We start from the raw sequence: 11,752 nt of genomic DNA, 5'->3' as shown, positions 1-11,752 counted from the left end.
ACTTTAAATACAATAGGAGCAAAAAGTATTTTAGATAATCCTCAACGGCAATAACAGTTTATCAAAATCGCCTATACTATAACACTTCTCATTTATTTCGCGACTAATTTCACATCGCTACATACATATTCAAGCAATTCGCAAGGATTTACTCCTATAGCGAGTGCTATCAGATATACTTCATCTGCCTGCAGCCGTGATGTTTCTTTTAATGAGATTTCACTAATCCGCTGTTTGCTTATACCAGTCTTCCTTGATACGTGCGATTTATTTACAGCCCTTCTTTCTAGGTATTCACCAAGCTTTGTCATATCCTCAATTGAGGGGTAATTATAAAGTTATTATTGACGATTGTAAATATTTTCATGACAAATAAATTAAAATGTCAATACATTCTGTACATTTGACAATAATGTATTTACAAATGATTAATAGAAATGACAGGAAAGAACCATTGTATACAATCACGATTCCTGTCATGGACTTACAGGAGCTAAGCAATTATCAAAATGGAATTATAGAGCTATTGGCCAAAGTAAATCTCCAAAGCTGTACCAGTCCTGAATTAGAAAACATAAAAGCTATATATACCCTGCTATCTCATCTCACTATAAAAAACAATTTTCTCTTAAAGGAATAACATCACCTAAACTATAATGTTTTATGCAAGCACCAACCGATCCATCCAAACAACTGGCGCCACCGCTGCAGGAAGCGTTCCTTCACTTCCTCAACACCACACACCCGGGAGAACTTCGAGACAATTTATTTTGTCTGCTTTTCGATTACCTGATCGATCATCATGATGCGCTCCCGAAAGACTTCAACCATTCACTCGAAAATATATACAACCTGTTTATACTGCTCAATTCGTCTGCCGGGCATGCGCATCGCTGGCATGCGCCCGAGTCTGCATAACAGGTTGCCATCGCTATAGCTCCTCTCCTATACGTTTGCCGTCATACTGATAAAACCCTCCAGGCTTTTTTATACTATATCTACTAATCCCTTTAAAGTCATGGAACACATGAAGACGGGCCGCTATGCCCTGCTCAGTATCGTATTTATTTTATTTTTCGCCCATTGCAAGGAAGAGCTGGCGAACAACGTGCGCCACCAGGTGCTTGAAAACGACAAGAGCTTGCTGCAAACGCTCACGCCCGCAGAGCAGTATGCATACCTCACCCATCACCTGGATGTGCTGCGCAACGGTATACTTTCGCAGGTGGAAGATGGCGCGTTTCGATCGCTGCTATACCGCGAGGTAGAAAAACGTTTCGATGGCGACTATAATGTTCTGCTCAACGTACTCGCAGAGCGGTCGCCATCATTATTTGAAACATTTGCTGCATCGCGGTATACTGAACCAGGAGCGTTTAGCGTTTCATTGGAAGCCTTCACTAATATACCCGATAGCACCACTATGATTTCGCTCTACCCGCAGATCTATATACCGGAATACGAACAGCTTAAAGCGAAAGGCTTGCTGAACAGCAACCCTACGCTGGTGTCGTATAGTGGCGATGAAGAACTTACGCGTTGGAGTGGTGTGCGGATCAATGCCATGGGCGAGCCGGAAGAAGTAACGGTTGATGAAGAGTATGTACGCTCGCACGAGGTATGGGTGGTATCGCTCAGCGAAAGTTATCACGGTGGTGCTATAGTATATTTGCCGAAGGAAGCTGAGCCGGAAAGTGATGCAACCAGAGCTTCAATCTGTCTTGTTGCCGGTTACTGTCAGTCGTCTAACACCGCGTGGAATCATGGCAAACTGCGCAACTTCAAATTAAAGTGCGACCTTGATAATATACTTTCGGGTGCCAATGATCTTTCGGATCACTCGTATAGTACATTCAGTTCGCGCATCAATCCTTTCAATGGTTCACGGCACGATCCGCAGTGGATCGGTGATCCCGATCATCGTCTGTTGAAGAAGGCTAATCCTACCTATTGCTATTCCGCCTTCAACAAAATGTTTTTCGAAGACTGGCGCACAGCAGGTTCCAATCCACCCAACAATCAAGGGATGCGCGGCAACCTGGTGTTCTATGTTTTCTTTGAATATGATAACTGGCCTGCGCGGTTAAAGCCGCAGAGTGTATCTATAGCCGAGTATGGATTAAAGGGAGATGGCAGTTGGGGCATGATCACTACGAAGCTCGACATTATGTATCGCTCGTCACAAAAGGCATTGGCTTCGGGTGTTATGGATTCATCGCCCGTATGCGATGGTAAAGTATGCGGCAACACGCGCCACCCGTGTGTGCACCGTATCGAGACCAGTTGTTTTGAAGCTCAATTCTCTACCGAATAATATATACCCATGCGCGTTGCCCTGATCGTATTCAGTATTACAAGTTTGTTCTCCCGCTGTTATGCACAGCAAGATGATAGTAAGTTCTTTGTAGATGTCGGTATGGTGGCTCGCACCACCATACTGTATACACAGAGTACTGCTGGCTCTGCTGGTGGATCGAGTATAAACATACAAGCACCCTTTGCTTACCAGGCGGGCGTTAATGGCACGGGTATAAACGTTACTCCGGGCTATACATTTCTGCCTTCGGTTGCTGTACACTATGGCACTACGCTTCGTTATGACTTTTATTATTTTAAACCCAATGGCGTAGACCGGCAGAATACATTTTATGTTGATCAGTCGCTGTTCGTTACCAAGTCATTTTTCGGTGCATTTTATATAGGAGCCGGGTATACTTTCTATAATGTAGGCAAAACGCTGCATTACACTTACAACGGTGAGCCAGAGGAATTGAGATTGCAGTTCAATGGCGTTGATCTGCTGGCGGGCGTTTTCTTTCGCCGTGTATATATAGAGCCGAAGGTGTCGATTGTTCGTAAACATTTTCCGGGTACTATTAAAGACCACGCCACGTTACTCGGTGTGCGCGTTTATTATCGGTTTCATTTTTAAATCGCGCCTGCGTGTATTCTCCATTTTATCAACGTTAGTATAAATGCAGATTACTCCATAGAAAATGGGAAAGGGGAATTGACAGCGTTAGACTGGCGTTTCATATTTAATGCTGGTTTAAGGATGAATTGTTCCCCTACCTTTTCAAAGTATACACGCGTTGGTTGGTAGTAGAAATTACGCTACGCTAAACTTGCAACAGTTTGTGCCTATAATTCAATATATAGCAGCAATAAGGCAAGAACTAATATAGATAAATTTCGATATGTGAAATATTGGTGAGTTCATTTGGTGATACCGCTTCACGTTGCCAGTAATCCAGGTTGAGTACTGTAGTTTCTGCAATACCCTTTAAGGCTTCACATGTAAGGAATGCCTGATGACCTGTTATCAAAACATTGTCCAGGGCAGAGAGTCTGAGATAAAGCTTGTCCTCTAGTATAGTATTTGAGTGATCTTCAAAGAACAATCCTTTTTCGTTTTCATAAACGTCAAGGCATGCTCCTCCTAAACGACCATTTTCAATAGCCTCAATCAGGTCTACTGTTTTTACAATTCCACCCCGCGAGGTATTTATCAGAATGCAACCTTTCTTTATCCATGCAAACTGAGGATTGGAAAGCAAGTACTTCGTTTGTTCATTCAAAGGACAATGCACCGATACGATGTCACTCTTTTGTAATAATTCCTCCAGTGAAACGTAACGCACTCCCAACAGTATAGCATCCGGATTTACTACAGGATCATACGCCAATATTGTAGTGCCGAAGCCGTTTAGTATTCTGGCAAACGCCATCCCAATTTTGCCGGTACCAATTATACCAACTGTTTTTCCATGCACATCAAATCCGGTTAAACCATCCAGGTGAAAGTCATGATCCCGAATGCGTGACTGAGCGAGTATAAACTTTCTATTAAAACTCATGAGCATAGCAACAGCATGCTCGGCTACTGAATACGGTGAGTATTCAGGTACGTTTGCAACGGAGATACCAAGCTCACTTGCTTTGTTGATATCCACATGATCGTATCCTACCGAGCGCAACGCAATAAACCGAACGCCTATCTCATGTAATTTTTCAAGTACAACACCCGAGCAATCATCGGAGGTGAAAACAGAAATTGCATCACAATTTTTAGCCAGGTGTACTGTATCAACATTCAATCTCGCTTTGGAAACCTCTAACTTGTGTCTGGGCGCTACAGCTTCTACCAGAAACGGACGTTCATATTCGCGAACACTATATGCAAATGTCTTCATGATTTATCATTGTTATTTTTGACCAAATGCTTTTCAACATTGAATGGTATCGGGGCCGATTACGAACTCACACAACGATGTGGATACAGCATATCCTATACTATCTATGCAATTAGCGAGCCTCTATAGCTTGTACGTGAATTACGAGTACCAGGCCTATATAATGATGATTTGAAGGGGTACTGATTTTAGCGATAAATATTGTGAGGTAGTTCGTACTCAATCAGGTGCTATAGATGACCAGTACCAGTAATGACGTTGAAGGTGAGATCTTCCAAAACAGTGCATGATCAAAATGAAATTGTAAATCTTCAGCTGCTGGCTTTCGCAGAGGAATTGGATACAACAGGTATATAGATATCGAATCTGGCACCTTTGTTTGGTTTACCAGTGGCGGTAATGATACCCTGATGGTTTTCAACAATTCGTTTACAAATAGCAAGTCCAATGCCGGTTCCCTGATATTCTTCCTGGCTGTGAAGGCGCTGGAACATTTCAAAGATACGTTCATTGTATTTAGTCTCGAAGCCAATACCATTGTCGCTATAGATGATATGGCAGTAATCCATTTTAGCCGAGAGTTTGTCCACGGGCAGAGCAGGGCTTTTGCCTGTTCGTTTACCGCCTCGAATAGTATTGGATTTTATTGTTATACGCGATGGTTCCCCGACTTTGGAAAACTTAAGAGAATTGCTGATAAGATTCTGAAAGATCTGGTAAAACTGAAACCTGATAATATTGACTTTACAACCTACATGAATTTCTATTGTTGCATTCTTTTCAAGTATTGCTTCCTTGAAATCACTTATTACTTCGTCTATAATTATAGCGAGATCGATTTCTTCAAATTTATGTTCAAAATTCTTTGCTCGTGAGTAAACCAACAGATCATCTATAAGCATCCGCATGCGCCTGGCTGTCTCATACGTTCTTTGTAAATAGGCTTTACCGTCTATAGATAAGTTTTCTTTTTCTTCGTTTAGCAGGCTTACAAAATTCTGAATTTTCCGTAGTGGTTCCTGCAGATCGTGACTGGATACATAGGTAAAGGCGGTCAGATCTTTATTTGCAATTTCCAGTTCAGCATTCTTCTTTTCCAGTTCTGCGGCTCTGCGCTTCAATTCTTGCTGATTTTTATTTTGAACCGTTAAATCAGTCAAAATTATACTTAACACAATTTTATTATCCAACGACAAGGAGTTTATAGACATGAGCACCAGCAGATCTTTAACCGTCTTGGAATACAAATATACCTCTTCGCGTATAGCGCTCTTTCGGCAGCGCTTAAGCATGAGTTCAAAATCTTTCTTTGAAACATCATCGATAAAATTGTTGAATGTTGCTCCGATTACCTTTTGTAAAGGACAGTTTACCATGGTTGCAAAGTATGAATTACAATACAGGATAGTTCCATCTTTATTGAGTGTCACCGCACCTTCATGCATGTTTTCAACCAGAATTCTATAGCTCTTATCTGATGTTACTTCAGTATATACTTTAAGATCTTTTTTATCAGAGATTACGAAAGCATCAACGCCTCCCTTTTGAAGAGTGTCAAAAGATTCCAATGCTTCCGCCAGCTGTTGCCTGAGCAATGCTTTTTCTTTTTTTAATTTTTTAATCTCTTCTGAGAGTTTCGTATTGCTCTTCGCCATAAGCCTATTGAGCGAATTAACTAATAAGATTAAGACCTTCCAGAACGCTTTGAGTATCGGACAGATCACCAATTAACCGCTCTTCGGGCAATGGAAGTTTTTTTATTAATACAGGGATTGCAATAATATTTTCTTCAATGGCCAGGGCTGGTTGCTGGTATATATCAATGATCTCTAATTCATACCTTCCCTTCAAATATTTTTCGCAAATGTCCTTAATGTTGACAACGGCTCTGGTAGAGTTCGGCAATATACCTGTGACAAATAATCGGAGAATATATTTTTCACCAACACCTCCAGCTTTACTCTTTACTTTTCTCTTTTTAGGTATTTTTTTTAACATCTTAAGATGCGTATTTATCAAATAAAATAAATGATCAATCAGCTTTAACTTTCTCCATACGTTTCAACGTGCTGTTTTACTTTAATCCTATAGATTATTTTGAGGCAATAAATTCTGATTCTCTTTGGCAACTCTTTTCGAATCTGTTTTGCCTGTAGCAATTGGATTTAATTTGATTCCTTTGTTTGAAATTATAAACTTCTTTACCTCGTTGGAATGTGGCATACCTCTGGACTTCATGACACACAGACTTCGGGTGCGCTCGGCATCCACCTCTATATCCTGAACCATCATCCAGGTATCAACCATTGAAGAAATTCCTTCATCACTGGGATTGCGCTCTATTGAGCCTACTGTTATAGCCGCAGTGAACATTACTGTTATATGCTGCGTTTTTAGAAAATCTACAAACCTTGTCAGCATTGATCTGATATCACTGTTAGGGCCTTCGGTCATCAGGTTCGTGATCGGGTCAAGAACAACCACAGCAGGTCTTATTTCATTTATTAGTTTTTTGATAGCAATAAAATGCAATTCGAGATTTTGTAGCGTAGGTCTTGAATAGTAAAACGTGAGCATTTCAGATTCCACCAACGGCTTCAGACTGAAACCGATCGATTGCATGTTTCTTATGATCTGATTGGGTGCTTCTTCAAAGGCGCAAAACAAACACCGTCTATTCTCCTGGCAAGCACTATATACAAATGCCGCTGCTATACTTGTTTTTCCTGTACCCGCTGTTCCAGATATAAGTATACTGCTCCCTTCAAAAAATCCTTTTTTACCCAGCATCTCATCCAGGTTTTTAATGCCGGAAGAAATTCTCCTGGTACTGGATTTCTGCTGAAGGGCTTCTGCTATAATGGGGAAAACCGTTATCCCCTTTTCATCAATTATAAACGGATACTCATTGTTACCATGTAGCGAGCCACGGTACTTAACGACTCTTAACCGCCTGGTTGTAATTTGATTCGTTACGCGATTATCCAAAAGGATCACGCAGTCGGCTACATATTCTTCTAATCCATGGCGGGTAAGAAATGCGTCTCCAATCTCGGCAGTAATGATTGCTGTTACATTCTTTTCCTTTAACCAGGAGAAGAGCCTTTTAAATTCAGAGCGTAGTATAGCATAGTCGAAGCCATAGAAAAGTGTATCAAGCGAATCCAGCACTACACGCTTGGCTTTTATTTTGTCAATGGCATGACCCAGTCTTACAAATAAACCTTCAATATCATATTTACCTGTGGCTAATTTCTCATTGCTGTCAACCCGAACATGTTCGAGATACATACTTTTTTTCGCCACATACTCATCCAAATCATACCCCAATGATTTTACATTTACGATCAGTTCGTCAGCTTTCTCTTCAAACGCCATGAATACACCCGGCTCATTATACCTGGTAATTCCATTGACAAGAAATTCCATGGCCATAATTGTTTTTCCGCATCCTGTATTGCCCAACAAAAGTGTCGGTCTGTTTTTAGGCAAACCTCCCGTTGTAATATCATCCAGACCTTGAATACCGGTTAGAGATTTTAAAAATTTAAATTTTGTTACTTTTGATTTTCTACCTTTTCGCATAAGGTCTCATGTTTTTGTTTAGTATGCTATGCCTTTAAGAATGAAAAAATAAATTTTTCTCTTGGCGGGCGAACAAATTTGTTTTCTGCTATTTGTGTAAGAATCGTATTGAGTAAATTTTTCAGCTCTGCGAACTCTGTTTTGCGAATGTATAAGTGAGCACCATTTTCATAAAGCAACTCAGCAATTTCTTCGTGTACATACGTTGAATATATAATAACCGGAAGCGCCTGTAGCTTGGGGTTTAGTTTAATAGCTAAGAGACATTCAAAGCCATTTTTCCGTGGCATGTTGTAATCCAGAAACAGAACATTAGGAAGCATTGCAGAATTTCCTAAAAGATATTCCATTAGCTCCTGGCCATCTTCAACGGCTTTGAACTGAATTTGAAATGTCAACGCATCTATAGCTTTCTTGAAGAAGAACCGATCATCTTGATCATCTTCGGCAAGCAGTACACCAATAGGTATAGTTGACAGCGGCAATTTCATAAGCCAGGTTGAACGTAAAAAAAGAGCGAATGCTAATAAAGGTAAACAATGTTAGTGTCATTCAACCTTTATTTTCGATTAAAAGTAACTATATATCTTTTGAAAGTGCCAGGGAAGAAGAAGTTTGAACATCAACATAAGCTAAGAATCACGACCTATCCTTTCACTAACCCTGGAACATATGCAGCCATAATTTCTAAATACATTAATATAGGGACTGGACATACCCTTTATACTGTTGGCGAAAACGATTCGCTATACGGCTGATGGTGACCCTAAAAGAACTTACGTTTCAATTTAACGGATTCAATCCGCTGACCGTGTTTCCTTTCCTATATATATAGTATCATCATTATAAAAACTTCCGAGGGTACCATTAAGATCATGTTACTTTGCTGGTACCACCGTGCTTATTACCGCCTTATATCTAAATACCGCTCGTGTACGCTGTCGTTTATCGTCCTGTATAGGCTTCATACAAAACGAAAGGACAGGCTATCAGCACCTGTCCTTCGAACTAAAGAAAAAAATGGGAATTAGACTTTAGGCTGACCTTTTTGAATAATGTTAATCACTTCTTCGCGTTTTTTATTCAACCTGGTTTCTACACGTTTCAAGAGTTCTTCTTCTTTACCGGTTTCAAACTTCAGATCAGCGTCTGTGAGTTGAGAAAATTTTTCTTTCAAAGTCTTTGATTGAACATCCCAATTACCAACTACTTTAAAAGGAATGTTCACCTTGTTTTGGGCACGTGGAACAGATTGCATATATATGTGTGTTTAAAGATTACCGAAATAATTACACAACAAAGTTCACCATATTAAAGCGTGCTGGCATTACATCTTTCCCAAGGCATGTTACACATATCACACATTTCAAGATTGCTGCTACGCTTTTGCTGTTTGTGCACTTCCTAATTTACGGAGATGAAGAATGTGAGAGGCAACCGCCTTGAACATGGAAGCGTATTCGTTGTATGTGATATTATACTCGCGACACGTCTCTTTTACCAACTGGCTTATCTTCGGGTAATGTATATGGCTGACGCGCGGGAACAAGTGATGTTCGATCTGGAAGTTTAATCCACCCAATAACCAATAAAGCGATTTGCTGTTGGTTGCAAAGTTTGCTGTAGAGGCAATCTGGTGAACAGCCCATTCCTGCTTATTGTTTTGATCCTGATCTACAGCCGAATGAAAATGTGTTCCTTCCACCACGTGTGCCAACTGAAACACGATGCTGATAGCGATGCCACACGTAACGGTAATAATCAGAAAGCCGATGAGCCACGGCAACCACCCCACTACGATGATGGGAATTACCATATATACACTTACATACATGATCTTGGTAAACCAGAATATAAAATGTTCTTTGAGGGCGATCTTCTTCGGTTCGGAGTTAGCCGATACTTTGCCACTTATATACTTATCGAAGTCTTCATAGAAGATCCACGCCAGATATGATATACCATATAGAATAACCCAGTAAATATGTTGAAAGCGGTGATACCACCGTCTGGGTTGCCCCTCGTGTAATCGCATAAAGGGTTTCACATCTATATCCGAATCCATTCCTTCTATATTCGTGAAGGTGTGGTGATTCACATTGTGTTTAATCTTCCAATAATACGAGATGCCGCCCAGCACATTCAGAAAGTATGACGATGCATTGTTGATCCACGCATGTCGAGAGAAGCTTTGATGTCCGCCTTCATGCATTACATTGAAGCCGATCACTGCCAGGTTTAGTCCGAGAATAAAGCAAAGTATAGCGGAGATTATAACCGGTGGCGTGAAGAATACGAGCACAGTATATAATGCTGCAGCCGTTGTTACCTGCAAGATGCTCTTCCAATAAAGTTTTTCATTGCCGGCCGGATGTAGCTTTTGTTCTACAAAGTAAGCATCCACTTTTGCTTTGAGTTTTTTAAAAAATGAATCCTGTGCCGTATCGAATGTGTATTTGAGCATCAATGCGATTGTTTATAATTATGTTTATAATTATAACGTATTCCACACCCGCTTTCGTTCATTTTTATAATATAGTCTTCTTCCATGCGCATTGTGGTGTTTAAACGCTATATTTATAGCATTCGCGTTCCCAATATTCTGGATTTATACAGAGCCTGCTGCATTTTTCAGGAAGATGATTGATTGGTATTTCAGCACTTTCATTCTGAATATTCCTTCACGATCACAGCATTCAATGTCTTAGTCCTCTCCGATTGCGTGTGTTGTTGCCGGGTATGATGAGTAAATCAGCTGATATCATTCTTCTATTTCGCACATGAAAATATTATTCTTCGCAGTACTCGCAGTAATTTTTGTTGTAACAGTGATTCTGTTATATCGCAATTATTATGTGAAACGGAAATTCAGAAAGCTCACCGCCCTAAAGTATAAATTGATTGAACCGCTGGTGTTGAAGCTTGCTTCGAAGCAGGACATTGCTGAAGATGAAGTTTTGTCGCTGGTGAAGAATCCCTCACTTCGCCATGCTGTACTGCGCGTGCTGGAGTTACACAAACGCATGGATCTTTTCCCGGCCCTATATTTCACCGCTGAAAAAGCTGGCGAAAGTTTTCTCGTTAACTGGCTTGAGTTTCCTACGGAGTTGGGCTCTGCACCTGATGAAATTGAGTTTCTCGCCAACGTTACTATTGATGATGAAGGCGAAACCGTGGACTATTATGTTTACAAGTTCAAAACCAATCCACCGCATTGGGCAGCACAACATGGCTGGATGACCGGTGTAACGGGTCCATATCTGAAAGATAATTCACCGTACGAGATACCGCTGCGTGTTTTCAGTCGCTTTAACACGGTAGATAGCACCACGCCCGAAGCAGAAGTAGCGTGGGTACACGAGAATATCCATCAGCATGATGATTAAGTTCCATTTCAGGGCCTGAATGAAATATATATTTCTTTTATCTGCTCAATACACGTATTGTAGTTTTTTACCATCACCTTTGACGTGTCTGCCATAATCCGGCATTATTAACAATCAGCAACGAAGAACTTTCACGTCATTATAGGAATACTGTAAATGGCATGTCTGAGAAAACACCGTGAGCGAAAGCTTTCGGTGGCTTTTTCATTTTTGCACCTTAAATAAAGTATCGAAACATTAAACAAATTTTTTATGAGCTATAGAGCACCCGCCGATAATATTTATAAAGAAGGAACCTTTATAACAGCAAAAGAAGATCCGGATGTACAATTGGTGATTACCAAATATATGCAACGCATTTACTATTGTGCGGTTGTAGGTAACGCAGAGCGAAAAGAACTGGCTTACTTCGAAAGAGAGTTGATAGCACCTGCTAACGCATGAGTTATCTCCATAGCACTTTTATCAACGCTAAACATCGCTGAATAAAATTATCAACCGGGTTTTAAAGCGCTACATCATTGACAGGTAACGCGCCCGAAGAAATCCATTTCGTTATAGCTATATATAGGTATGATTAAGAGATCA

The 11,752-nt window shown here is 40.5% G+C and carries 13 protein-coding genes; 5 read left to right on the top strand and 8 right to left on the bottom strand.

Features of this window, described 5'->3' with window-relative positions:
* Nucleotides 1-92: 92 nt before the first annotated feature.
* The gene (locus B5Y40_RS17780) at nt 93-311 is read right to left on the bottom strand and encodes a helix-turn-helix domain-containing protein (protein ID WP_079688124.1); all 219 of its coding nucleotides are present in this window, start codon (nt 309-311) and stop codon (nt 93-95) included.
* 352 nt (nt 312-663) lie between these two features.
* On the opposite strand from B5Y40_RS17780, the gene B5Y40_RS17770 reads away from it, so the two are divergent.
* The 3 genes from B5Y40_RS17770 (at nt 664) to B5Y40_RS17760 (ending at nt 2,932) form a co-directional block, all read left to right on the top strand.
* On the top strand, nt 664-918 hold the full coding sequence (locus tag B5Y40_RS17770; protein WP_079688122.1) for a hypothetical protein: 255 nt from the start codon (nt 664-666) through the stop codon (nt 916-918).
* Between the two features lie 100 nt (nt 919-1,018).
* Nucleotides 1,019-2,314, top strand: coding sequence for a hypothetical protein (locus B5Y40_RS17765; protein ID WP_079688121.1), 1,296 nt, complete (start codon nt 1,019-1,021; stop codon nt 2,312-2,314).
* A gap of 9 nt (nt 2,315-2,323) precedes the next feature.
* Nucleotides 2,324-2,932, top strand: coding sequence for a hypothetical protein (locus B5Y40_RS17760; protein WP_079688120.1), 609 nt, complete (start codon nt 2,324-2,326; stop codon nt 2,930-2,932).
* Between the two features lie 244 nt (nt 2,933-3,176).
* On the opposite strand, the gene B5Y40_RS17755 is transcribed toward B5Y40_RS17760, so the two are convergent.
* The 7 genes from B5Y40_RS17755 to B5Y40_RS17725 form a co-directional block, all read right to left on the bottom strand.
* Entirely contained in the window at nt 3,177-4,193 is a 1,017-nt protein-coding gene (locus B5Y40_RS17755; RefSeq protein ID WP_079688119.1) for a 2-hydroxyacid dehydrogenase, read from the bottom strand.
* Nucleotides 4,194-4,504: 311 nt separating this feature from the next.
* Entirely contained in the window at nt 4,505-5,848 is a 1,344-nt protein-coding gene (locus B5Y40_RS17750) for a sensor histidine kinase (RefSeq protein ID WP_079688118.1), read from the bottom strand.
* Nucleotides 5,849-5,864: 16 nt separating this feature from the next.
* Entirely contained in the window at nt 5,865-6,191 is a 327-nt protein-coding gene (locus B5Y40_RS17745) for a circadian clock KaiB family protein (RefSeq protein ID WP_079688117.1), read from the bottom strand.
* Between the two features lie 87 nt (nt 6,192-6,278).
* Complete coding sequence (gene kaiC, locus B5Y40_RS17740) at nt 6,279-7,778, bottom strand: circadian clock protein KaiC (RefSeq protein WP_079688116.1); 1,500 nt, start codon at nt 7,776-7,778, stop codon at nt 6,279-6,281.
* 26 nt (nt 7,779-7,804) lie between these two features.
* Nucleotides 7,805-8,269 carry a response regulator gene (locus tag B5Y40_RS17735; protein WP_079688115.1) on the bottom strand — a complete coding sequence of 155 codons (465 nt, stop codon included), beginning with the start codon at nt 8,267-8,269 and terminating at the stop codon, nt 7,805-7,807.
* Nucleotides 8,270-8,805: 536 nt separating this feature from the next.
* Complete coding sequence (locus tag B5Y40_RS17730; RefSeq protein ID WP_079688114.1) at nt 8,806-9,036, bottom strand: hypothetical protein; 231 nt, start codon at nt 9,034-9,036, stop codon at nt 8,806-8,808.
* A gap of 120 nt (nt 9,037-9,156) precedes the next feature.
* Nucleotides 9,157-10,242 (bottom strand): fatty acid desaturase family protein, encoded by a 1,086-nt coding sequence (locus tag B5Y40_RS17725; protein ID WP_079688113.1) that lies wholly within the window; start codon nt 10,240-10,242, stop codon nt 9,157-9,159.
* Between the two features lie 316 nt (nt 10,243-10,558).
* Between B5Y40_RS17725 and B5Y40_RS17720 the strand changes: the two genes are divergently transcribed.
* Together B5Y40_RS17720 and B5Y40_RS17715 are read left to right on the top strand one after the other, a co-directional pair.
* Complete coding sequence (locus tag B5Y40_RS17720; RefSeq protein WP_079688112.1) at nt 10,559-11,164, top strand: hypothetical protein; 606 nt, start codon at nt 10,559-10,561, stop codon at nt 11,162-11,164.
* 252 nt (nt 11,165-11,416) lie between these two features.
* Nucleotides 11,417-11,608 (top strand): hypothetical protein, encoded by a 192-nt coding sequence (locus B5Y40_RS17715; RefSeq protein WP_079688111.1) that lies wholly within the window; start codon nt 11,417-11,419, stop codon nt 11,606-11,608.
* The last annotated feature ends 144 nt before the right edge of the window (nt 11,609-11,752 follow it).

The sequence above is a fragment of the Ohtaekwangia koreensis genome, from assembly GCF_900167975.1.
Classification (GTDB): Bacteria; Bacteroidota; Bacteroidia; order Cytophagales; family Cyclobacteriaceae; genus Ohtaekwangia; species Ohtaekwangia koreensis.
This window is presented reverse-complemented; position numbering and strand designations above follow the sequence as displayed.

What these genes read in the sequence shown, in the direction of transcription:
- B5Y40_RS17780 (WP_079688124.1), bottom strand. Translation starts at nt 311, where the DNA reads ATGACAAAGCTTGGTGAATACCTAGAAAGAAGGGCTGTAAATAAATCG.
- B5Y40_RS17770 (WP_079688122.1), top strand. Translation starts at nt 664, where the DNA reads ATGCAAGCACCAACCGATCCATCCAAACAACTGGCGCCACCGCTGCAG.
- B5Y40_RS17765 (WP_079688121.1), top strand. Translation starts at nt 1,019, where the DNA reads ATGGAACACATGAAGACGGGCCGCTATGCCCTGCTCAGTATCGTATTT.
- B5Y40_RS17760 (WP_079688120.1), top strand. Translation starts at nt 2,324, where the DNA reads ATGCGCGTTGCCCTGATCGTATTCAGTATTACAAGTTTGTTCTCCCGC.
- B5Y40_RS17755 (WP_079688119.1), bottom strand. Translation starts at nt 4,193, where the DNA reads ATGAAGACATTTGCATATAGTGTTCGCGAATATGAACGTCCGTTTCTG.
- B5Y40_RS17750 (WP_079688118.1), bottom strand. Translation starts at nt 5,848, where the DNA reads ATGGCGAAGAGCAATACGAAACTCTCAGAAGAGATTAAAAAATTAAAA.
- B5Y40_RS17745 (WP_079688117.1), bottom strand. Translation starts at nt 6,191, where the DNA reads ATGTTAAAAAAAATACCTAAAAAGAGAAAAGTAAAGAGTAAAGCTGGA.
- kaiC (WP_079688116.1), bottom strand. Translation starts at nt 7,778, where the DNA reads ATGCGAAAAGGTAGAAAATCAAAAGTAACAAAATTTAAATTTTTAAAA.
- B5Y40_RS17735 (WP_079688115.1), bottom strand. Translation starts at nt 8,269, where the DNA reads ATGAAATTGCCGCTGTCAACTATACCTATTGGTGTACTGCTTGCCGAA.
- B5Y40_RS17730 (WP_079688114.1), bottom strand. Translation starts at nt 9,036, where the DNA reads ATGCAATCTGTTCCACGTGCCCAAAACAAGGTGAACATTCCTTTTAAA.
- B5Y40_RS17725 (WP_079688113.1), bottom strand. Translation starts at nt 10,242, where the DNA reads ATGCTCAAATACACATTCGATACGGCACAGGATTCATTTTTTAAAAAA.
- B5Y40_RS17720 (WP_079688112.1), top strand. Translation starts at nt 10,559, where the DNA reads ATGAAAATATTATTCTTCGCAGTACTCGCAGTAATTTTTGTTGTAACA.
- B5Y40_RS17715 (WP_079688111.1), top strand. Translation starts at nt 11,417, where the DNA reads ATGAGCTATAGAGCACCCGCCGATAATATTTATAAAGAAGGAACCTTT.